Here is a 22,800-nt window from a genome sequence, read left to right as displayed (position 1 = left end):
TGGAGATACATATGGAGGAATTTCAATTTACGAAACGTGTTCATAACATAATGCATATTGCAGCAGAAGAGGCAGAAAGTAATATTATTCAACCAACTCATCTGTTTATCGGCATGTGTAAAGAAGGTACGGGAGTTTGCAGCGAGTTGTATATGTATTTGTTTCGTAACGTGGGTACGGATTTTTTAGAAAAACTTTCGATACGAAAACAATATGATTCACCGGATCAAGAGTATAAAAAAATAGGACAATATAAGGTATCTTATAAGGTGCTAGAAATTTTACAAATAGCGAAGAAACGTATGGAACGTTTCCAGCAAGTAATAATAAATGAAGGACATGTTATAGATGCACTATTTCGCGCGAATACGTTTATTGGAAATGCACAAATACAAAAAGATATATTACGTATTCTAGCTGATCCAAGAGATTTAGCGGTCGATCTAAAATGTTTTGATCCTACTTATAATGATTTAATTTGTACTGTTAGAAAGGCTAACCCTTCTGATTTTGAAAAATTAGCAAGTTTTGTTAATGAGGAATTTGGTGAACGTTGGTTACATTCAATAGAGTATGGATTTCGTACATATAAAGAAAATGTACCTATTTATATAGCAGAACAAGAAGAAGTGATAGTAGGTTTCGCTTGTTACGATGTAGTGAGAGGGAAGAAAGTATTGTTTGGTCCAATGGGCACAGCAAAGCAAAATCGTGTGAAAGGTGTAGGGAAGCAATTGTTACATCGTTGTTTACATAGTATGAAGCAAGATGGGTATGAATATGCCATTATTGGACAAGCAGGTCCGATTGAGTTTTATGAAAGAAATTGTAATGCTCGTTTAATACCGATAGAGAATAAGTAACCAACTCCATATCGGGGAGTTGGTTTTTTTATGAAAAACATGTAGAGATGTAGTGATTCTTACTAGAAAATAGCGGGTTTTGTAGTAAATCTTACAAATAAAGCAAATTACTAAACTTTTTACAAGAAAGGGTGTAGAATGGGTATCTAAAGAAAGAAGGTGTGAAAATGGCCAGCTGGAAACGAAATTTGATGATTTGTTGGCTAGGTTGTTTTACCACTGCAGCCGGTATGAGTTTAGTAATTCCTTTTTTATCTTTTTATATTGAGGAATTAGGAGTAACTGGCACTTCTAGTATTGCACAGTGGTCGGGACTTGCATTTGGTATAACATTTTTAATGGGTGCGATCGTATCACCAATATGGGGAAAACTTGGTGATATACATGGACGGAAATTGATGCTTATTCGTGCGAGCCTTGGTATGGCGATTATTATGACGCTTATGGGATTTGTAACGGATGTGTATCAACTAGTCGCACTAAGATTTTTGATGGGAGCAGTATCTGGTTTCCTTTCAACAGCGATGACATTTATTGCAGCAGAAACTCCAAAAGAGCATTCAGGTTGGGCAATCTCCACAATTTCAACTGGTGGCGTGAGCGGTTCTTTACTCGGCCCATTACTTGGAGGATATTTGTCTGAGTTAATTGGAATGCGCCATGTTTTTCTTGTTACAGGAGCTTTTTTATTCCTTTCTTTTCTCATCGTTTTTTTCTTCCTACATGAAGAGAATCACTCCGCTCAAGCAAAAAAAGTACAAACGAAAAAAGTATGGACGATGGTTCCAGCGAAGCATTTAATTATTAGTTTGTTTGTAACAACATTTATTATTCAACTTGCAAACATGTCAATTCAACCTATTATTACATTGTATGTAAAGAATTTAGAAGGCCCAGGAACAGCTCATATTGAAATGATTGCAGGCGCAGTTATGTCAGCGACAGGGTTAGCGGTTATTTTGGCAGCACCAAGACTAGGAAGATTATCAGATCAAATCGGTCCTCAAAAAACGTTAGTTGTAGCGTTGTTTGTTGCAGGAATTATTTTTATCCCGCAAGCATTTGTAACCTCAGCTTGGCAACTATTAATTCTTCGGTTTTTATTAGGTATCGCACAAGCAGGACTATTACCTTCCGTACAAACTCTACTAAAACAACATACACCAACCCATGTCACGGGACGAATATTTGGATATAATCAATCGTTTCAGTTTTTAGGGAATATGATTGGACCAGTACTTGGTGGACAAATTGCAGCACATGCGGGATTCCAATATGTTTTCTTCTCTACTTCATCATTACTATTTATTGCGTGCATTTGGGTTTATTTTCACAATAAGAACGAAGAGGTATCAGAGAAACGACATTTGGAAGTTAGTTAACTAAGTGAATGAAAAAGAAAAAGGATGAAGCAACGATTGCTTCATCCTTTTCTTTAAAATTGAAGACAAAGATAGCTTAATGTACCAAGCTCGTAACTGCGGTGAATGATTTCACCGTTATTTTCACCGCTTCCCATAGCGATAAATAAAGGTACAAAATGCTCTGCTCTTGGTACTGCTAATTGTGCATGAGGGGCGTTGTTCTCCCAATTAAATAATGCATCTTTATCAGTAGTCTGCATATGTTTAATAATCCAATCATCAAATTCAATTGCCCATTGTTCGGGTGTCGTTTGATTCCATTTCAAAGCTCGTAAGTTATGAACGGTAACACCGCTACCGATTATTAAGATATCTTCTTGTCCAAGTCCTTTAAGCGCTTCTCCAATCTTAAATTGCTCTTTTGCAGGAAGGAATGGATTGACTGAAATTTGGACGACAGGAATATTTGCTTCTGGATACATGCGGTGCAAGAGTGTCCATGAGCCATGATCTAAACCTCTCGTCATATTATGATGGACTGGAATACCTTTGTTTTTAAATTTTGTTTCTAACATAGATGCGATGTTAGAAGAACCTCTCGCACGATATTTGATTTCGTATAACTCAGGAGGAAAACCTCCAAAATCATAAATTGTTTCATATTCGTTATCTGATGAAGAAATCGTTAATACTTCACTTTCCCAGTGAGCAGTGAAAATAACAATTGCTTTCGGTTTATATGTTTCTCCGAGTGTTTTTAAAAAACTTGTATAGTCTGTATCTTGAATAGCGAGCATCGGTGACCCGTGTGCTAAAAATAATGATGGCATCATAATAGAAACCTCCTAAAAAAAAAAATAATTACTTTATGTAAGTAACTATATAATTTTATTTTCGTTCCGTCAACATAATAGTTTGACAGTTGAAGGCATTTGTCATAATGAAGGCAATTGCATATAATACATAATAAGAATAATGAATGGATATTCATTTTTTGATATACATAATAGAGTTGGGGGCTGACGAAATGAACGTACAGGAAAGTTTCGTTACGGCATTGGATGGATCGGAAATTTATTTACGTAAATGGCTACCAGAAGGAGATCCGCGAGGGATTATTCAAATTGCACATGGTATGACAGAACATGCAGGTGTTTATACAGACTTTATTGCTGCGTTATTAGAAGCAGGGTATGGTGTTTATGCACATGATCATAAAGGTCATGGGAAAACAGTGAAAAGAGAAGAAGATTATGGTCATTTTGAACCAAATGTAGGTTGGAGTAAGGCTGTATCTGATGTGATTTTTGTATCAGAAACGATAAGAAAAGAGCAGACATGCCCGTTATTTTTACTTGGACATAGTATGGGTTCTTTTTTATCAAGACGTGCTGTACAACTGAAAGGTGAATTATATGATGGATTCCTTATTTCAGGAACTGGTGGAAATCCAGGGCTTTTAGGAAGTATCGGTCATAAAGTAGCGACAATTGAGATGAAATTACGCGGGGAAAAAACGAAAAGTCCGATGCTAAACTTTTTATCTTTCGGAAACTTCAATTCACACTTTAAACCAAATCGTACAAAATTTGATTGGTTATCTTCAGATAATAATCAAGTTGATAAATATATTGCGGATCCGTTATGTGGATTCATTTGTACGACGAGTTTTTATCGAGAATTATTTTCTGGTGTATTAGAAGTAAATAAACTGGAAGAATTCAAGAAAACACCGAAAAACCTTCCAATACATATTTTTTCAGGAGATCGTGATCCTGTTGGGGATATGGGGAAAGGTGTAAAAGAAGTATATGAAAACTATAAAAAATGTGACGTGAAAGATGTAACACTGCGTTTATATGAAAATGGCAGACATGAGATGTTCCATGAAGTAAATCGAGATGAAGTATTTAAAGATTTGATTTTATGGTTAGATAAGCATATCGTATGAGAAGAAACCTCACTTTTTTGAAGTGAGGTTTCTTTAAAGAGATGGAGGAATAGTTATGAGTGAATTTGTAAATAAAGAATATGTAGAAATAGATTTTCAAGATGTTTTGATTAAAGAAGAGGAATTGAAAAATTGTACTTTCATAAAATGCCGTTTTAGAGGGATAGATGCATCAGAAGTTTCTACTGAAAATTGTAATTTCATAGAATGTGATTTTACCGGTGCTCTTTTTAACGCTTCTATCCATCAAGGAACTACATTTGCAAATTGTAAGTTTGTTGGTGCGAATTTATTCGTATCCAAGTTTGAAGAATGTAAAATGACTGGTTCTGATTTTGAAGAAGCGAATTTAGACGGAATAACTATAATATCGGGCGATTGGTCATATACGAATTTAAGGTTTGCGAACTTAAGTAAACAAATGTTAAAGGGTATACGTTTAATTGAAGCTGACCTATATGAATGTAATCTAGAAAAAGCAGATTTACGTGAAGCGGATTTAACAGGTGCAATATTAAGTAAGGCGAAACTTAGCGGTGCAGATTTAAAAGGGGCGATAGTTGATAGAATAGATTTTACAAGTTTTAATTTAAAAAATGTGAAATTAGATATAGCGCAGGCAGTTGCAGTAGCAAGATGTTATGGGGCTAAGGTGAACTAAATTGTTTGTAAAACCGTTCAAATTGCTGAACGGTTTTACAAATTATAATAGATTTAAAAATTACTTTCTATATAAGAAGCTATTTCATTAGCAAGAATCGATGTTAATAGTGTAGATACATTGCTTAAAATGATGATTGTAGCCTCTTTGTCAATTAATCGTAAATAGGAGGACGTAAAGCCGTTAATTCCGCCGTGATGGAATATAAGTTTATTATTTTTTTCAGTCATAGCAATATTCCAACCGTAACCATATCCGTAAGATTCTGCAGTAAACATACGAGACGTCATCATACTTGATAATAAGCGATTTTTTTTTAGCGCTTTATCAAATTTATATAAATCTTCGGCTGTAGAAACTAATCCACCAGCTGAATATGAATTGGACATATGAATAAATGCTGCGTTCTGTAGGCCGTGATTCGGATGTAACTCATACCCAGTTGCTTTATGTTTTTGAATGAAATGATTCAAATCAACACCTGTGTTTATTATAGAGAGTGGGTAGAAAATCCTCTTTTTAAGAAATTCCTCATAAGACATGCCACTTATAACTTCAATAATTTTTCCTAGTATAATATAACCTGAATTCGAATAATTGAATTTTTCACCAGGTCTAGATTCAAAGGGACATGCAATAATCCATTGTATTAATTCATCCGGTGTTCGAGGCTGTAAAGATTGTAATAAAAAGTCATGTTGAGCAGTAATATTACCGACTCCAGCAGTATGATTTAATAAATGCTTGATCATAATTTGATTTCCGTTTGGGAAATTTGGAATGAATCGATCTAAAGTATCATGTAGCTGTAATTTTTCTTCTTCCACAAGCATTAAAATTGAAACTGCTGTGAAGATTTTAGTTATGGATCCGATACGAAACTTCGTTGTAGATGTATTAGGTATGTCCCAATTATAATTAGCTTTTCCAAATGATTGATTATAAAGAGTCTCTTCTTTATGGGCTATTAAAATTGTTCCGTTAAATCTTTCGGCATTTTTATATAAGAATGAATTGATATATGAATTTAACAAATTTCAGGCACTCCTTTAAATGTTGGAATATTCGTTACCTGAAATGGAATCCAACGGCATAGGCAATTCCCCCTAAATGAAATGTTTTTTAGCATACTTTTCTATTTTATAATGCAAGTAATATAAGAAGCAAGTTGATTTAAAGACTATGAAAATAATGGTTTTTAAATTGCTTTTCGGAATGTTTGAGTAGTTCATATTTTGAAGGTGGTGGGAAACAATTATGAGAGTGAGAAAATTGATAGTAATTGAAGCTGGTGAAATCAGTGAACTTGCACTACATCTAAAAGCAACAGATACCTATTCAAATAGTAGTATAATAGTGAATGAGGTGTTAATAGGATGGAAGATAAAACATTAGGTTTACTATTAGATGTTGTTGGGGAATTATTTTCAGATGAAATTTCGATTGCTGTATCGAATACGAAAGAATATATATACTATCGGCCAAGTAAACGAATTGATTTAAAGATTAGCGCCGGTGATCCTATAAAGGAAGGCACGATTGCTCATAAAGCAATGGTGACGAACCAAAAAACTTCTGAGTTTATTAATCGGGATGTTTTTGGTATTCCTTATCATGGTATGGCCGTACCATTCTCAAATAATGGAAAGCTTGAAGGTTGCGTGACAGCTATTTACCCAGCTTTAACGGATGGAAAGTCAGTCGTTACTTTAAAAACAACGGACGGCTGGATTCCGGTCCCTTTTTCAAAGGTGATGTATTTAGAGGCGAAAGATAAAAAGACGTATGTGAATTCAGAAGAGTTAACAGGCACACATAAATACTCTCTGCAAGAATTCGAATACTTGCTTCCGAAAGATTCATTTATTAGATGCCACCGTGCCTTTATTGTAAATGTTAATCATATTAAAGCGATTTATCCTGATACGCATTCTACTTTTGTACTTTCGATGGATAACGGAGAGAGGGTACCAGTTAGTCAATCATACGCCAGTTATTTTCGTAAGCTTCTAGGATTCTAAATTATTCTGCTTTAGAACCTAGATTCGCTGTTTTATCTGAATTTTCGGCATTGTATACTGAAATCCCTATTTGGATACTGTTAAAGTGTAAAATAATTATGAATATTTACAGGGAGAGGGATTACATATGGAGAATAATTTGGATAGAATTAGGGATCAACGTCTGAAAAATCGCGTAGTTACACCTGAAGAAGCAGCTTCATGGATTGAAAGTGGAATGACTTTAGGCTTAAGTGGGTTTACACGTGCAGGTGATGTGAAAGCAGTCCCATTTGCGCTTGTAAACCGAGTTAAGAATGATAAATCTTTTAAAGTAAATGTTTATACTGGTGCCTCTTTAGGTTCTGATGTAGATAAATTATTTGCGGAAGCAGGAATTTTAAGGAAAAGATTACCCTTCCAAGCTGATGCGACTATGCGAAAAGGAATTAATAACGGAGACTTTTTATTTGTGGATCAGCACTTATCTCATACAGCAGAGTTACTTCGTGCTGACGTTATGGATATAGATTTTGCTATTTTGGAAGCGGTTGGGATTACTGAAGACGGAATGATTATTCCAACGACTTCAATTGGAAATTCCTTAGCATTTTCCTTAAATGCTAAGTCCATTATCATTGAAATGAATATGGCTCAATCCGCGCAGCTAGAAGGGCTACATGATTTATATGAACCAGGTAAACAAGGGGAAAGACTACCAATTCCGCTCGTAAAAACGGATGATCGAATTGGAACAATTGGCATTCCGATTGATGTTGAAAAAGTGAAAGGGATTGTGTTTACGAACCAACTGGACTCACCATCGACAATTGTTCCTCCGGATGAAGAAACTGTTATTATGGCACAGCATTTAATAGAGTTCCTTCGAAAAGAAGTAAAAGTAGGTCGATTAACAAATCGTTTAGCACCGTTACAATCGGGAATTGGTTCAGTGGCCAACGCAGTTCTTCATGGAATGTTAGATTCCGAGTTTGAAGATTTAGAAGTGTATTCTGAGGTGTTACAGGATGCGGTCTTTGATCTTATGGATGCTGGGAAAGTCAATTTTGCTTCCTGCTGCTCAATTACGCTTTCTGAAGAGAAAATGCAACAAGTATTTTCCAATTTTGAAAAATATCGTGCCAAATTAATGATGCGCCCGCAAGAGATTTCTAATCACCCTGAAATCATTCGCCGCCTTGGATTAATCTCGATTAATACGGCTTTGGAATTAGATATATACGGAAATGTTAACTCTACTCACGTTTTAGGCACAAAGATGATGAATGGTATTGGTGGTTCTGGTGATTTTGCGAGAAATGCACGTCTAGCTATCTTTGTTACTAAATCGATTGCAAAAGGTGGTAACATTTCAAGTATCGTTCCTTTCGTTTCTCATGTAGATCATACGGAACATGATGTAGATGTTATCGTCACTGAACAAGGGTATGCTGACCTAAGAGGATTAGCGCCAAGAGAAAGAGTGGAACTAATTATTGAGAATTGCGTACATCCAATGTATCGTGACCAGCTAAGAGCTTATTACGAAGAAGCACAAACAAGAGGTGGACAAACTCCTCATGTTTTAGAAAAAGCTTTTTCTTGGCATACGAATTATGCTAAAAATGGAACAATGCTTGAAGGGGTAGTAGAAACTGTTTAGAAGTGCAAAAATGATTCTTAATATAATATGCTATAAAGGTTAAAAGAAAAAGAACGCCAATTTTCAGGAATGGCGTTCTTTTTCTTTTAATAAATTGTTACCTATTCTGAAGAATTATAAAAGTAACCTCTTATTTACGGAAATAAGAGGTTTTTTTAATTACTTTTCGAATCATTTTAATAGGTTACATATTGAAGGTGAGGAGAAAGCATCATGAAGATAAGAAAAGCGTTATTAAGTGAAGCAAATGAATTAAGTGAACTCGCATTACACTCAAAAGCAACGTGGAAATATAGTGAAGCATTCATACTTGCTTGTAAGGAAGATTTAACAATTACAGAAGAGTACATAAATAATAATTTTGTATATGTTTTAGAAAACGATAATACGAAGATTGGGTTTTTCACATTTTTACGTAATGATAAAGCTCTCGACTTTTTATACATTCATCCTCGTTACAAAGGGAATGGATATGGCAAAATAATGTGGAAGTTTGTAATAGAGCAAGCAAATGAACTAGGAATAAAAAGTTTTACGATTGATAGTGATCCGAATGCAAAAGGGTTTTACTTGAAGATGGGAGCAAAATTAATCGGGGAAACACCATCAACGGTTTTTAAGGGGCGATTACTACCTCTTTTGAAATATGATGTGTAAAACAATTAATAGTAGGAGAAGCTGAAAATGGATGACGTAAAGGCAAAAAGAATATATGAAGCACTAATAAAATCGTGGTCGATTGAAACAAGTTCAAAGTGGACTCTTGAAAATCCAGCAAAGGGACAGTGTGGTGTAACGGCTTTAGTCGTTCAAGGTATATGCGGAGGAAAAATTAAGAAGACAAAAATAGGGGAGGTGTGGCACTTTTATAACTGTATAAATGGACAGAGGTTTGATTTTACAGAGACTCAATTCAGTCGGAAATTGAATTATTTGGATGAGAAATCAAATCGAGAAGAAGCATTTGCAGATACAAATGAAAAACAATATAGCATTTTGAAGAAAAAGATAATGAAAGAATTCAAATTATCTTTTGACTCTTAATCTTTAATAAGTTACTATAATGGTGGTAACTTATTAAAGGGAACTTCATAGAGTTGAAAGGGGAAATACTTTTGAAAACAACTTATGTAAACGCTACAATTGTAACGATGAATGAACAAAACGAAGTGATAGAAAATGGATATATCATTGTAGAAAATGATCAAATTATAGATGTAAAGAGCGGAGAATTCACTAATGATTTTGCAGTAGATGAAGTAATTGACATGAAAGGAAAGTGGGTTTTACCAGGGCTTGTAAATACACATACACATGTTGTAATGAGTCTCTTAAGAGGTATTGGCGATGATATGTTATTACAGCCATGGCTGGAGACGAGAATTTGGCCACTGGAAAGTCAGTTTACTCCAGAGCTTGCGGTCGCTAGCACGGAATTAGGATTACTTGAAATGGTGAAAAGTGGTACAACATCATTTTCTGACATGTTTAATCCAATTGGAGTAGATCAAGATGCAATTATGGAAACGGTATCAAGGAGTGGAATGCGAGCTGCTGTTTCAAGAACTTTATTTAGCTTCGGAACGAAGGAAGATGAAAAGAAAGCAATTGAAGAAGCTGAGAAATATGTGAAGCGTTACTATAACGAAAGTGGCATGTTAACTACGATGGTTGCACCGCATAGTCCATATACATGTTCTACTGAACTGTTAGAAGAATGTGCACGTATTGCAGTAGAAAATCAAACGATGGTTCATATTCATCTTTCGGAAACAGAGCGTGAAGTACGTGATATTGAAGCACAGTACGGAAAGCGTCCAGTCGAATATGCAGCAAGTTGTGGGTTGTTTAAACGCCCAACAGTTATTGCACACGGTGTAGTATTAAATGAAAATGAGCGTGCATTTTTAGCAGAACATGATGTTCGAGTAGCACATAACCCGAATAGTAATTTAAAACTAGGTTCTGGTATAGCGAATGTAAAAGCGATGCTAGAAGCAGGAATGAAAGTAGGAATTGCAACAGATAGTGTGGCATCTAACAACAATTTAGATATGTTTGAAGAAATGCGTATAGCGACTTTACTACAAAAAGGTATTCACCAAGATGCAACAGCGTTACCAGTTGAAACTGCTCTTACACTTGCGACTAAAGGAGCTGCTGAAGTAATCGGCATGAAACAAACAGGATCACTTGAGGTTGGAAAGTGTGCTGATTTTATTACGATTGACCCATCTAATAAGCCGCATTTACAACCAGCAGATGAAGTATTATCGCACCTTGTATATGCAGCTAGTGGAAAAGATATAAGCGATGTAATTATTAACGGAAAACGTGTCGTTTGGAATGGTGAATGTAAAACGTTAGATGAAGAGCGTATTATATTTGAAGCAAGTCGTTATAAACGAGGTTTACAAAGATAGGTATTTGAAAAAGCTATCCTTTTTTAAAAGGATAGCTTTTTTTCTGGAACGAATAAATATTCAAAAGAATGTCGCATCTTTCTGTTCATATTTCTGCTATAATATATAACGCTTTATAATATTTTATACTTAAGGAGAACAATTCATGAAGCGAAAAAAGAGCCATTTAATGGTAATGGCACTTGTTACAACTTTATTATTAACAGCTTGTAATAATAAAGCGAATAAAAGTGACACTGAGGCAAAAAAACAAGTATTAAATGTAACAGTAGCAGAAGAAATTCCTTCTCTTGATACTGCGAAAACAATGGATGGTACATCAACACACGTTATGCAAAACATATTTGAAGGTTTGTATGTATTAGATGATCAAGATCAGCCTATTCCAGCAGTAGCAAAATCGTTCCAAAGAAGTGAAGATGGTAAAAAATATACATTTAATTTGCGTAAAGATGCAAAATGGTCAAATGGAGACAGTGTGACAGCAAATGATTTTATATTTGCATGGAAACGTGCAATTAATCCTGAAACAGCGTCTCAATATGCGTACATGCTCTTTCATGTGAAAAATGCGAAAGAAATTAATAAAGGAACAATGCCTCTTGATAACCTTGGCGTTAAAGCAATAAATGATTATAAGTTAGAAGTGGAACTCGAACAGCCAATTCCGTATTTTTTACAGTTGTTAGCACTGCCGATATACTTACCACAGCATGAATCATTTTTGAAAGAACAAGGAAAGAATTATGCATTGGAACCTAGTAATCTCATATATAACGGGCCATTTGTATTAGAGAAATGGAAGCATGAACAAGAGTTTCAATTAAAGAAGAATGCTACATATTGGGATCAAAAGAAAGTGAAATTAGACGAGATAAACTTTCAGATTGTAAAGGATACAATGACGGCTGTTAATTTATACGAAGCTGGTGATTTAGACCGGGTGCCTATTAATTCTCAATTTGTAGACAAGTATAAAGGGAATAAGGAATTACATATGTCGAGTGATCCTGGAATTGCTATGCTACGTTTTAATGAGAAAAATAGTGCGTTAGCAAATAAAAAGGTGCGTCAATCTATTTCATTAGCGTTAAATAAAGAGGACTTTGTTGCTAACTTTATTAATAATGGGGCAAAATCTGCAAGCGGACTTGTACCAGTTGGTCATGTAAACGAAGAGACTGGTAAAGATTTTAGAAAAGAAAACGGAGATCTATCTTCATATGATTTGCAAAATGCAAAAAAGATTTGGAAAGAAGCGAAAAAAGAGCTTGGAGTAGAGCAAGTAAACCTCGAGTTTTTAACGTTTGAACAAGATAATGCAAAACGTATGGCAGAATATATAAAAGGTGACTTAGAAAAGAATTTGCATGGATTAACGATACAAATTAAACAACAGCCATTTAAGCAAAAATTACAGTTAGAACAAACCGGGGATTACGATATAACTATGGCAAATTGGGGACCTGATTATAAAGACCCAATTAGTTATTTAGAGCTATTTACGACGGGTAATCCAAATAATAAAATGAATTACTCTAATGCTCGTTACGATGAATTAATAAAGAAAGCGAAAACTGATTTTGTACTAGAACCAGAGAAACGATGGGGAGCATTGCTAGAAGCTGAGCAAGTATTATTAGAAGATGCAGCTGTAGCACCGCTGTATCATATTGGTTCAGCATATGTACAAAAGGATTACGTAAAGGGAATTGAAAAGCATCAATTTGGTGGTGTTTATACTTATAAGAATGCTTATATAATTAAGGAGTAAAAGAGAAAGGCTAAGTGCTTTATATAAGTACTTAGTTTTTTTGTATTTTAAGTATAATAGATATGGTTACTGTGTTTATTTATACTAAAGTATGATTTTCGTTGAGAAAGATTAAAATTCTTAATATTCTATTTTTATTCTTTTGTAATTTGTTATACTTATATTAATTTTAAGTAAAGGGGAGAATAAATTCCATGAGTATAGACGTGGTTACAATGGAAGAAATGAAAAATTGCTTCATGGGTGGAATTGTGAAATTCGTTTGAGAAATATAGCAAAAGCAAAACAACATAAGGAAACTATTGAGTACCAAATTGATACTATTAAGGATCTAAATATAAAGTTATATTATGCACTTATTAATTTAAGATATAGTTTGCTTTTTGATGAAATAAGTGGAGTTAAAGAAAGTTTTTGGATATGTAAAAGATTACTCACAGCAAATAGCTTCTCAGTTTTATGAGAAAAGAAATGAAAGAGGGGCATTAAAATGAAAAAAATTGGGGTATTAAGTTTGTTAGCAGTTCTTACGCTATTAAATGTGAATGTATTTAAAGATACACAGCAAGTTAAATCAAGTATTACATCTCAAACTGAAATTATTCAATACTCCGAACATGGTACAGGTTGGTAAAAACTTAAAAAATATAATGTTATTTATCCCTATTAAGTAAAAACCTTCCTAGCTATAGGAAGGTCTTTACTTAATAATAGAGTCTATTAAAGCGATTTTAATAAAGAATAAAAATTCGTATCATATGGAATATCATCTTGATACATATAATTTTTTAGAACTCCTTCTTTTTCAAAACCTAATTTTAATAGAACTTTATTGGAAGCCTCATTTTCAAGAAATACAATTGCCCCGATACGCTTTAAATGAATGGTATGGAAACCGTATGATATAACCTCAGAAACAGCTTCAGTAGCATATCCATTTCCCCAGTGTTCAGGAAGAAAGGCATAACTTATATTGGCTCGTTTATGCTCAGAAGACCAATCATGAAACCCGATTGTTCCAATGAGTTCTTTCTTGTCTTTTAATTCGATTCCCCATTTTATACCGCTTCTTGCATTGTAACTGAGCTTAAAGTTATGAATGACTTGTTTTACTTGATCAACATCTTGTAATGGTTTTTGGCCATAATAGCGCAGTACATCAGTATTAGAAAAGCATTGTAGTATACCCGGTGCATCTTCTTCGGTAAGTTCTCGTAAAATGAGTCGGTCGGTTTTCAATATAGGAAACATGCTTTCACTCCATTTCTTCTGAAACTAGAATGTGTTGTTATTATATAATGTAATCTGAAAATAAAGATTATTCAAGAGGGAAGTATGGTTTTGATTTGTGATAAAATTAATTGTGGAATATATTTCAAAAAGAGGTTTGTATATGGAGAAAAACTCAATTTTAATTGTAGATGATGATCAAGATATTGTTCGATTTGTTAAAGCGAATTTAATGCAAGAAGGTTTTAAAGTTTTTAGTGCTCATAATGGAGAAGAGGCTTTAGAAATAATAAATAATAACAGTATTCAACTTGCTATTCTGGATATTATGATGCCACAAATGGATGGTATAGAATTGTGTAGAAGAATTAGAGAGAAACATAGTTTACCAATTATGTTTTTAAGTGCAAAATCATCGGACTTAGATAAAGTCGTTGGATTTAGTACTGGAGCAGATGATTATATTGTGAAGCCGTTCAGTACAATTGAATTTATAGCGAGAGTGAAAGCTCAATTAAGAAGGTATACATATTTCAATCAAAATGCGGTCCAAGGAATAGAAAAGAAAATAAACATTAGAGGTCTAGAAATAGATGAAGTGTCTAGAACAGTAATGTTATATGGAGAAACCATCAATCTTACGAGAACTGAATATGATATTTTGTACTTAATGGCCGCTGCAAAGAATCGTGTATTTACTATTGAAGAAATATATGAGAGCGTTTGGAAAGAAAGGGCCTATGAAAGTAATAATACAGTAATGGTTCATATTGCAAGATTAAGAAATAAAATTGAAGAGAATCCAAAAGAGCCGAAGTTTATTCAAAATGTTTGGGGAGTCGGATATAAAATTGAAGATTAAATCATTCCAAGGCATTAGAGCTAAGTTTTTTATCGCATTCATATGTAGCATCTTATTAGCAACTGTAAGTATAATAACGTTTCAAATATTAATTGGAAATATATATGGTCAAGTTACCGAATTAGAGAAAAAATATTCATTTTTATATTTAATAGCTTTTTTAACTTTTACTACAATATACTTTGCATTCATGACAAAAACAATGATGAAAAGATTATCTGAAATTAACAAGAGTGTGAAGCAAATAAGTAGTGGTAATTTTGAAATACATATACCTATTTCAAAAAATGACGAGATTGGTGAATTAGCAGCGAATGTTAATAGAATGGCTAAAAGTTTAAAAGAGTCTATCGAAAATGAAAAAAAATCGCAGGAAATGAAAACTGAAATGATTAGTAATATTTCTCATGACTTACGAACACCTGTAACATCTCTAATCGGTTACGCGGACCTGTTAGGAAATCAGCTTCATTCAAATAGAGAAGAATGTGAACAGTATGTAAGTATATTAAAGCGAAAAAGTTATGAATTAAAAAATCAAGTAGATGATTTATTAGAGTATTGTCAAATAAATTATAGGGAGATTGAATTACATAAAAGTGTAGTAAATATGAAAGCGTTCATTGAACAAATCATGATTGATTTTGTACCACAACTAGATGATGCCGATATGAGCTTTTGTATTAATGGTGATAAGGAGTTACATGTGGAAATGGATGTAGCGCTTATGGTGAGACTATTCGAAAATGTAATTAGTAATAGTATTATGTACGGGAAAGACGGAAAGGAGATTTTTATTCAAGTTTCTAAAAGAGGTATGAATGTTGAAATAGAAATTAAAAATTTTGGACAATGCATTTCAAATGAGAGCCTTCCTTACGTTTTTAAGAAGTTTTATCGTGGTGAAAAATCACGTAGCTCTCATACGGGTGGAAAAGGAATGGGACTTGCAATTGCGAGAAGTATAGCAGAGCTTCATAAAGGGGATATCACTGTGTGCAGTAACGAGAAAGAAACTGTTTTCACCACCGTTTTACCGCATTATCAAGAATTGTAAGAAAGTCGTAAGTATTTCTTTTATATGTCGTAATTTTCACTTCGTATCATGTAGAACAAAGATATGAGGGTGGGGATACAGCATGTGGAAGAAATATGTATTAGTAATTTTAGTTGCGTTTTTAATTATAAGTTGGAGTGTAGTTTATTTAGCACATGGTGTTATATCAGTCATTGTTTGGTGGGGTTTACAAGCCTTTAGCTTAGTATCAATCTTTATTTTGATAGGATCAGTATTACTATTTTTGTGGAAAGGAATTTTCAGAAATCGAATAGATAGAACAATACTCTTCATCGTTCTTTTCTCTATAATTGGAGCTTGGCCTTTAGGATGGTTTGCTAATATAGGGGGACTTGCTTACCCAGCAGATGTACAATCTATGAGTCCTAAAGCAGTCGTTCGCTTTCCTTTGAATGAACGAACATTAGTGGGCTGGGGCGGTGATCGATTAGAAACGAACTATCATGTTATAAAACCAAATGAACGATGGGCATATGATATTCTTATTCCGCCTGCTGAAGTGAAAAGTAGTAATTTAGGGGATTATGGAATATATGGAGCGAAAGTAATGGCACCAGCTTCTGGAACAGTTGTATCTATCAATAATGATGAAATAGATGTAGTTCCAGGAGAGGATGATTTTCAGTCAATGGCGGGGAATCATATTTATTTACGACTAGATGAATCAGGGACATTTTTGATTCTTGCCCATTTAAAAAAAGGATCAATTAAAGTGAGGGAAGGACAACATGTAAATGAAGGAGAGGTTCTTGCCCAAGTCGGTAACTCTGGAAGTTCAAGTGAGCCGCATTTACATATTCATCATCAAAGGCAGGATCCATCCAAGGTGAGCATGTTTTGTTCGGAAGGATTACCACTTTACTTTCGAACTGAGAAAGGTGCGATAATGCCAGAAAGAGGTACATACATAAGTGGTAATGAAAAAAGGTATTCCAGTTTTATTGGAATACCTTTTTCTATTATCCTACAAATGTTTGATACAGTAAGAAAATATTTAAAATGATAACAAGTGCAGCAATGATCCAAGCTATAAAGGTTGTTATGCGGTGGTTGACGAGCGCACCCATAATTTTTTTATTGCTTGTAAACATAATAAGTGGTACTAATGCAAAAGCAATACCGAATGATAAGACGACTTGGCTCATGACTAGAGCGTAAGTTGGATTTACACCTAAAGCGATAATAACTAATGGTGGAATCATTGTAATAAAGCGGCGTAAGTATAACGGAATATGCATTCGAATGAAACCTTGCATAATAATATCACCTGACATTGTACCGACAGAAGAGCTAGATAGTCCTGCTGATAAGAGCCCAATTCCAAATAAAGCAGCCGATACTGGACCGACTAAAGTACTGAACTGGTTAAAAGCAACATCAAGATCTTCAACATGCAAGCCATTTTTAAAGAATAGTGCAGCAGCAACAATTAACATACTCGCATTAATTGCTCCAGCGATAACCATTGCAATAATAATATCGATAAATTCAAAACGGAAAATCTTTTTCTTTTGTTCGTCAGTTGTACCGACCACACGGCGTTGTGTCAATGCAGAATGTAAATAGATTGCATGTGGCATAACTGTTGCACCTAATATCCCTGCTGCCAGTAATATACTGTCTACACCTTGGAATTTTGGAATGAAAAGTCCTGAAAGTAGAGGGCTTAATTCTGGCTTTGCATAAAAAACTTGAATCCCAAATGCTATTACTACAATAAAAATCATCCCTGTAATAATAGCTTCTAGTGGACGAAATCCTCTGCGTTGAAACTCAAGAATAATAAATGATCCGACTGCTGTAATTAAAGCAGCTGGTAACATCGGAATTCCAAATAATAAATACAATCCGAGTGCTGCCCCGATAAATTCAGCTAAATCTGTAGCCATAATAACGAGTTCACCTTGAATCCATAAGCCAATAGACACAGGTTTTGGAAAGTGTTCGCGAGCGATTTCAGGTAAATTATTTCCCGTAGCAATTCCTAATTTAGCTGATAAAGTTTGAATTAATACTGCCATTAAGTTAGAAGCGAATATAACCCATAATAGTAAATATCCATATTGTGAACCAGCTGCGATATTTGTAGCAAAGTTACCAGGGTCAATATAAGCAACTGACGCGATAAAAGCGGGTCCTAAAAACGGTAACAGTCTTTTCCAACCTTTCGTTTCGCCACTTAAAGCTAAGTGTGCTGATTGAACAGTTGTACTTTGAGAAGGGACTTGTTCATCTTTTGTTATATCTTTATTCATAGTAGTTTTCCCCTTTGAAATGTTAACTTGATGAAATTATTGTATTTATTCTTACACATTATTTCAATACATTTAAATGTATGAGATGATATTTTTTATTTGAACATAAATGTTTCCTTAGTGCAAATTATATGCCTTTATGCAATGGATGGTGTGGTGTTATAAAAAATTGGGAGTTTATGGTGTGATGGCGTGGGGAAACATAATGAATTAAAGGGCTGTTTTTGAAATTTATGTGAACATAAAGCCGATAATACAGCATATTCATTGATGGAATTGCATTTGTATGATATATAATATATTGGGATTACAACTTAACCATAGTGTTTTGATGTGTAATCTTGTTTTTTATTTTTGTTAACTGATAGAAAATAGTATAAAGAGAAGAAAATGTGAATTCATTTTCTTATTATATATGTTTTGATATGAACGTTAACTTATACATGATTTTAAAAATTAGATAGGTGGTAGAAATACATTGGCAACTACAAAACCATATAGAGTATTACTATATTACATGTACACAACAATTGAAAACCCAGAAGAATTCGCTGCAGAGCATTTAGAATTTTGTAATTCACTTGAGTTAAAAGGAAGAATCCTTGTAGCTAAAGAAGGTATTAATGGAACTTGTTCTGGTACTGTAGAACAAACAGAGAAATACATGGAAGCAATGAACAACGATCCACGCTTTGACGGTATCGTATTTAAAATAGATGAAGAAGAGGGACACGCATTCAAGAAAATGCACGTACGTCCTCGTCCAGAGTTAGTTACACTTCGTCTAGAAGATGACATCAACCCACACGAAGTAACTGGGAAGTATTTAGAGCCAAAAGATTTTTATGAAGCAATGAAACAAGAAGACACAGTTATCATTGATGCAAGAAATGATTATGAGTTTGATTTAGGTCACTTTAAAGGTGCGATTAAACCAGATATTGAATCATTCCGTGAATTACCAGACTGGATTAGAGAAAATAAAGAAACACTTGAAGGCAAAAAGATTTTAACGTACTGTACAGGCGGAATTCGCTGTGAGAAATTCTCTGGTTGGTTAGTTCGAGAAGGCTATGAAGATGTAAGTCAGCTTCACGGCGGAATTGTAACGTACGGAAAAGATCCAGAAGTACAAGGTGAGCTATGGGATGGACAATGTTACGTGTTCGATGAGCGTATTGCTGTACCAGTAAACCAAAAAGAACATGTTATTGTTGGTAAAGACCACTTTACTGGTGAACCTTGTGAGCGCTATGTAAACTGTTCAAATCCAGAATGTAACAAGAAAATTTTATGTTCTGAAGAAAACGAAGCGAAACACTTACGCGCATGTTCTCATGAATGTCGTGTAAGCCCACGTAACCGCTACGTAATACAACATGAATTAACGGAAGAGCAAGTAGCTGCTGCATTAGAGAAAATCGAAGCAGGGAAGTAAGTGGAATTCGTGTAATAAAAAAGGGTACTCCAAACTTTATGGTGGAGTACCTTTTTTATATTGTCCGGTTCTGCTTTTTTGTCGGTAAGTCGATATATTTGGAAAATCGCTGATAAAAATTTCATTTACTGAAGCGTACCACGTATTTGTAATTTGAAAATGACCTTCTTTACTTCTTATCATCTTTCTCTTTCACAGCAGAAAGTACAGTTTGTTTTACCCATGATTTTCTTTGTTTAAGTTGTAGACTCCATTGGTATAAACTTTGCGCACCTAAAATAAATGAAATGGCTATGCCGCTAATTGCTATTAAAAGAGCGAAAAATTCAAGTGGCGACGATATTTTGTTTGAATCGGTGTTTCTTAAAAGATCAATCATTGTAAATCCTAACATTTGGCCTACTACAGAGTATAGCGTTAAAATTAATAGTAAAAGGCTATCTTTTTTAGAAGCGACGTTTTCTTGATATTTAAACAAACTATCAAGATTTTGTTTTGCATTCGAGTATAGTACCTCAATGTTAAATAGATTTCTTAAGCGGAAGAAAATATCTTCACTCTGTGATTGGGATACTAGCTCTAAAGAAAAGTAATTCGCTGTAAATGAATTGATTGAATAAATTAATTTCTCTATTTCATTTGTATCTTGTTCAATATTAAGCTCAGCATAAGCGTTTGCCATTTTTAATAAAACAACTTTATGAAATAGATTTAATAACAAAGCGTAATAAAACTCCCCGTACATTTGACTAGCAAGTTTAGCGAATTCGTGTTCACCTTCGTTTGTTATACATGTGAAAATATGTTCTTCCATAATAAAGTAGCGATTAGGAGCCCATCTTTGATAAGAATGTTTTATTAAATAATCTTGAATATAAGGAACATTATTTGCGCTAATATACGGCTTACCATCGTCTGTTAATCCGGAAAGACTGGAAGCTCGGTATACATCGATTACATGAAGGTCTGACTCTTTGCTTATGGATAATAAAGTTTGTACATACATTCGTTGATCTTCAAAGAAGGGGAATGTTTGGAAGTAAGAACTCCGCAATCTTTTGTTCTCAAAGAAGTCTGTTAAGCCATGAAATAAATCGCCGAATATGAGCTTCTCTACTTGTGAATATTTTTTTCCATTACATTCAATACAGATAGTCTCGTTTGTATCATTTTTAGTTTCAAGTACACGGAAGCGAGCGGCGAATTCAATTGCTTCTGATAATGTTATGTTTGGAGCGGACTCTACTTCTGTTCGAATTGTTAAGAAGCCAAGCTCATAAGGACAAAGTGTTACGTCAATAGAATGAATCTTGAATGGAACAGAAATCAAATTTGTTGTTAAATGTCCAGTTAAGTTAAGGTCTTTAGAATAGCGCTGTAATCCTTTTTGATGCTCTGAGTGAGGAAATAGAATTTTATTTGTAAATGAAAGATAGTATGCTTCCATATTTTGATGCGAAACTTGAAACTTTCCGTAGTATGTATTTTCATTTTCAAGATGATCGAGTCGAAAAGGGCGAAAATCATTTTTCTGTAAGAAAGGGAACATATTTTGTTCATATCCAGTTTTAAAAGAAAACGGGAATATAAATTGAAATATAGCTGTTGTTACATCTTTTTCCTCGATTGTTTGTATTGCCTCCATTTACATTGTTTCCTTTCATATATGCTATAAAAACAACATGCCCAAATTTATTTGAAAATAACCACTGTTTTACACTTGATTAAGAATGAAAATTCAGCTTATTTAGTAGGGGACATGTATAATGTTATGTATACTAAATGTTATAAAATTGTATTTTGAAAAGGGGGATGTTTGTATGCGTATTTTAGTATTAGGAGCGGGTGGCGTCGGAGGATTTTTTGGTGGCCGATTAGTCGAAAAAGGGGAAGATGTGACGTTTCTTGTCCGCAGTAAAAGAAAACAGCAATTAGAGGAAACGGGACTTGTTATTCGTAGTGTTAACGGGGATTTTTCCTTTGAACCGAAATTAATAACGAAAGAAGATAGAACTTCTCCGTTTGATGTTATTCTATTTTCAACAAAAGCGTATCACTTAAACGAGGCAATTCAAGATTTGAAGCCGTTTGTAGGTGAAAATACTGCCATAATTCCATTGCTAAATGGTATTGCTCATGTATCACTATTACAAAAAGAATTTGGCGTGGAGAAAGTGATTGGCGGTTTATGCTTTATCGAGACGACGTTAAACGATCAAGGAGAAATTGTACAAACTAGCGCTGCCAATAGACTTCTGTTTGGAGAAATGAAGCCTCAAGATTCAGAGAGAATAAAGCATATTGCTAAAGCATTTGCAGGTACGAAATCTAGTTTTGTTTTAAGTGAAAATATTACACAAGATATGTGGCATAAATATTTATTTATTACTGTAATGTCAGGTGTGACAACATTAATGCGTGCACCAATAGGACCGATTCGCGAAAGTGAAGGTGGACGTGATTTTATCCAAAACTTATTTGAAGAATGTGTGCAAATTATGAAATATATAGGGGCACCAGTTAAGGAAGATATTGCCCAGGAACATATGAAAACAATTGATAAAATTTCGTATGATATGAAGTCATCGATGCAGCGGGATATGGAAAAAGGTTCGTCTATTGAAGGGAAGCACTTACAAGGATATTTACTAGATGCAGCAGAACAATTTTCTATAGAAGCGCCGTTATTGGGTGCGGTATATCAAAATTTAAAGGTGTATGAAGAAAGGACCTTTAACAAATCAGCAATAGAATTGGATGTATGAAAAAATAAAAAAGAAAGCAATATATAAGTGTATTGCTTTCTTTTTTATGACAACTTATTTATTTCTTTTCGTTCTATCTGTCAAATTTATTTCCTGTTCACGTTTATCGTATAATTGATTAATTTCATTTGCTAATGCATCTAAATAGGAATCGGAAAAAATAGGCTTCTTTTCTTTAGACATATGGGTCTCCTTTATCGATTTTTTAATATTCATTATGTATATTTATCAGCGGATTATGCGCAATCATTTTAAATTTTTTCTTTTTCAAAATTTTTGTTTACATTTTGAAAATAAAGGAGTATTATAATCCACAGTTTCAATTTTCTAAATCGCTGAAACCGCATGGTACGGGGGACCCGTTCTTATGGATTATTACTTAATCCAATGGGGTGAATCCTTAAAAAGGTAGGGCTACTCATAGGCCCGAATCCGACAGCTAACCTCGTAAGCGTTATATTGAGAAGGAAGGT

At 34.1% G+C, this 22,800-nt stretch carries 23 protein-coding genes and 1 riboswitch; of the genes, 17 read left to right on the top strand and 6 right to left on the bottom strand.

Going from position 1 to position 22,800, the window contains the following annotated elements:
- Positions 1–11: 11 nt before the first annotated feature.
- Both KVT31_RS07230 and KVT31_RS07225 read left to right on the top strand, forming a co-directional pair.
- Positions 12–863 carry a GNAT family N-acetyltransferase gene (locus tag KVT31_RS07230; RefSeq protein WP_140392419.1) on the top strand — a complete coding sequence of 284 codons (852 nt, stop codon included), beginning with the start codon at positions 12–14 and terminating at the stop codon, positions 861–863.
- Positions 864–1,030: 167 nt separating this feature from the next.
- Positions 1,031–2,245 carry a multidrug efflux MFS transporter gene (locus KVT31_RS07225; RefSeq protein ID WP_088095985.1) on the top strand — a complete coding sequence of 405 codons (1,215 nt, stop codon included), beginning with the start codon at positions 1,031–1,033 and terminating at the stop codon, positions 2,243–2,245.
- Between the two features lie 53 nt (positions 2,246–2,298).
- On the opposite strand, the gene KVT31_RS07220 is transcribed toward KVT31_RS07225, so the two are convergent.
- A complete protein-coding gene (locus KVT31_RS07220) occupies positions 2,299–3,060 on the bottom strand; it encodes a DODA-type extradiol aromatic ring-opening family dioxygenase (RefSeq protein WP_088095986.1) in 762 nt (253 codons plus the stop codon).
- A 194-nt stretch (positions 3,061–3,254) separates the two neighbouring features.
- On the opposite strand from KVT31_RS07220, the gene KVT31_RS07215 reads away from it, so the two are divergent.
- On the top strand, positions 3,255–4,178 hold the full coding sequence (locus KVT31_RS07215) for an alpha/beta hydrolase (RefSeq protein WP_088095987.1): 924 nt from the start codon (positions 3,255–3,257) through the stop codon (positions 4,176–4,178).
- A gap of 55 nt (positions 4,179–4,233) precedes the next feature.
- The gene (locus tag KVT31_RS07210; RefSeq protein WP_088095988.1) at positions 4,234–4,839 is read left to right on the top strand and encodes a pentapeptide repeat-containing protein; all 606 of its coding nucleotides are present in this window, start codon (positions 4,234–4,236) and stop codon (positions 4,837–4,839) included.
- A gap of 53 nt (positions 4,840–4,892) precedes the next feature.
- Here KVT31_RS07210 and KVT31_RS07205 read toward each other — a convergent pair whose 3' ends face one another.
- Positions 4,893–5,873, bottom strand: coding sequence for a serine hydrolase domain-containing protein (locus tag KVT31_RS07205; protein ID WP_088095989.1), 981 nt, complete (start codon positions 5,871–5,873; stop codon positions 4,893–4,895).
- Between the two features lie 342 nt (positions 5,874–6,215).
- On the opposite strand from KVT31_RS07205, the gene KVT31_RS07200 reads away from it, so the two are divergent.
- From KVT31_RS07200 to KVT31_RS07165, 8 genes are all read left to right on the top strand, one after another.
- Positions 6,216–6,860 (top strand): LytTR family DNA-binding domain-containing protein, encoded by a 645-nt coding sequence (locus KVT31_RS07200; protein ID WP_088095990.1) that lies wholly within the window; start codon positions 6,216–6,218, stop codon positions 6,858–6,860.
- Positions 6,861–6,987: 127 nt separating this feature from the next.
- Complete coding sequence (locus tag KVT31_RS07195; RefSeq protein WP_088095991.1) at positions 6,988–8,502, top strand: succinyl-CoA:acetate CoA-transferase ScpC; 1,515 nt, start codon at positions 6,988–6,990, stop codon at positions 8,500–8,502.
- 213 nt (positions 8,503–8,715) lie between these two features.
- A complete protein-coding gene (locus KVT31_RS07190) occupies positions 8,716–9,159 on the top strand; it encodes a GNAT family N-acetyltransferase (RefSeq protein WP_088095992.1) in 444 nt (147 codons plus the stop codon).
- Positions 9,160–9,186: 27 nt separating this feature from the next.
- On the top strand, positions 9,187–9,546 hold the full coding sequence (locus tag KVT31_RS07185; protein ID WP_088095993.1) for a YunG family protein: 360 nt from the start codon (positions 9,187–9,189) through the stop codon (positions 9,544–9,546).
- 53 nt (positions 9,547–9,599) lie between these two features.
- Positions 9,600–10,925, top strand: a complete 1,326-nt coding sequence (locus KVT31_RS07180) for a bifunctional S-methyl-5'-thioadenosine deaminase/S-adenosylhomocysteine deaminase (protein WP_140392420.1) — start codon at positions 9,600–9,602, stop codon at positions 10,923–10,925.
- A 145-nt stretch (positions 10,926–11,070) separates the two neighbouring features.
- The gene (locus tag KVT31_RS07175) at positions 11,071–12,699 is read left to right on the top strand and encodes a peptide ABC transporter substrate-binding protein (protein ID WP_088095995.1); all 1,629 of its coding nucleotides are present in this window, start codon (positions 11,071–11,073) and stop codon (positions 12,697–12,699) included.
- 232 nt (positions 12,700–12,931) lie between these two features.
- The gene (locus tag KVT31_RS30790) at positions 12,932–13,162 is read left to right on the top strand and encodes a response regulator aspartate phosphatase (RefSeq protein ID WP_088095996.1); all 231 of its coding nucleotides are present in this window, start codon (positions 12,932–12,934) and stop codon (positions 13,160–13,162) included.
- Between the two features lie 27 nt (positions 13,163–13,189).
- Positions 13,190–13,333 carry a hypothetical protein gene (locus KVT31_RS07165; protein ID WP_170930128.1) on the top strand — a complete coding sequence of 48 codons (144 nt, stop codon included), beginning with the start codon at positions 13,190–13,192 and terminating at the stop codon, positions 13,331–13,333.
- 86 nt (positions 13,334–13,419) lie between these two features.
- Here KVT31_RS07165 and KVT31_RS07160 read toward each other — a convergent pair whose 3' ends face one another.
- Positions 13,420–13,950, bottom strand: coding sequence for a GNAT family N-acetyltransferase (locus KVT31_RS07160; protein ID WP_088095997.1), 531 nt, complete (start codon positions 13,948–13,950; stop codon positions 13,420–13,422).
- 142 nt (positions 13,951–14,092) lie between these two features.
- On the opposite strand from KVT31_RS07160, the gene KVT31_RS07155 reads away from it, so the two are divergent.
- The 3 genes from KVT31_RS07155 (at position 14,093) to KVT31_RS07145 (ending at position 16,872) form a co-directional block, all read left to right on the top strand.
- Positions 14,093–14,791, top strand: a complete 699-nt coding sequence (locus KVT31_RS07155; RefSeq protein WP_088095998.1) for a response regulator transcription factor — start codon at positions 14,093–14,095, stop codon at positions 14,789–14,791.
- On the top strand, positions 14,781–15,848 hold the full coding sequence (locus tag KVT31_RS07150; RefSeq protein ID WP_140392421.1) for a sensor histidine kinase: 1,068 nt from the start codon (positions 14,781–14,783) through the stop codon (positions 15,846–15,848). Before KVT31_RS07155 ends, KVT31_RS07150 begins: the two co-directional genes overlap by 11 nt.
- A gap of 82 nt (positions 15,849–15,930) precedes the next feature.
- Positions 15,931–16,872 (top strand): M23 family metallopeptidase, encoded by a 942-nt coding sequence (locus KVT31_RS07145; RefSeq protein ID WP_088096000.1) that lies wholly within the window; start codon positions 15,931–15,933, stop codon positions 16,870–16,872.
- On the opposite strand, the gene KVT31_RS07140 is transcribed toward KVT31_RS07145, so the two are convergent.
- On the bottom strand, positions 16,829–18,124 hold the full coding sequence (locus tag KVT31_RS07140) for an Nramp family divalent metal transporter (RefSeq protein ID WP_088096001.1): 1,296 nt from the start codon (positions 18,122–18,124) through the stop codon (positions 16,829–16,831). The two genes, KVT31_RS07145 and KVT31_RS07140, sit on opposite strands and share 44 nt — an antisense overlap.
- Before the next feature lie 478 nt (positions 18,125–18,602).
- Here KVT31_RS07140 and trhO point away from each other — a divergent pair, with 478 nt between their 5' ends.
- A complete protein-coding gene (trhO, locus tag KVT31_RS07135; RefSeq protein ID WP_088096002.1) occupies positions 18,603–19,562 on the top strand; it encodes an oxygen-dependent tRNA uridine(34) hydroxylase TrhO in 960 nt (319 codons plus the stop codon).
- 169 nt (positions 19,563–19,731) lie between these two features.
- Here the strand turns inward: trhO and KVT31_RS07130 are convergent, their stop codons facing one another.
- On the bottom strand, positions 19,732–21,207 hold the full coding sequence (locus KVT31_RS07130; protein WP_088096003.1) for a hypothetical protein: 1,476 nt from the start codon (positions 21,205–21,207) through the stop codon (positions 19,732–19,734).
- A 175-nt stretch (positions 21,208–21,382) separates the two neighbouring features.
- Here KVT31_RS07130 and panE point away from each other — a divergent pair, with 175 nt between their 5' ends.
- Entirely contained in the window at positions 21,383–22,327 is a 945-nt protein-coding gene (gene panE / locus KVT31_RS07125; protein WP_088096004.1) for a 2-dehydropantoate 2-reductase, read from the top strand.
- A 54-nt stretch (positions 22,328–22,381) separates the two neighbouring features.
- On the opposite strand, the gene KVT31_RS30580 is transcribed toward panE, so the two are convergent.
- Complete coding sequence (locus tag KVT31_RS30580; RefSeq protein WP_255260280.1) at positions 22,382–22,510, bottom strand: hypothetical protein; 129 nt, start codon at positions 22,508–22,510, stop codon at positions 22,382–22,384.
- 140 nt (positions 22,511–22,650) lie between these two features.
- Positions 22,651–22,796, top strand: a riboswitch (cyclic di-AMP (ydaO/yuaA leader).
- The last annotated feature ends 4 nt before the right edge of the window (positions 22,797–22,800 follow it).

This window comes from Bacillus sp. GbtcB14, assembly GCF_019091205.1.
GTDB lineage: Bacteria > Bacillota > Bacilli > Bacillales > Bacillaceae_G > Bacillus_A > Bacillus_A cereus_AG.
The sequence above is the reverse complement of the archived record's forward strand: the minus strand, read 5'-3'. Positions and strand labels throughout refer to the sequence as shown.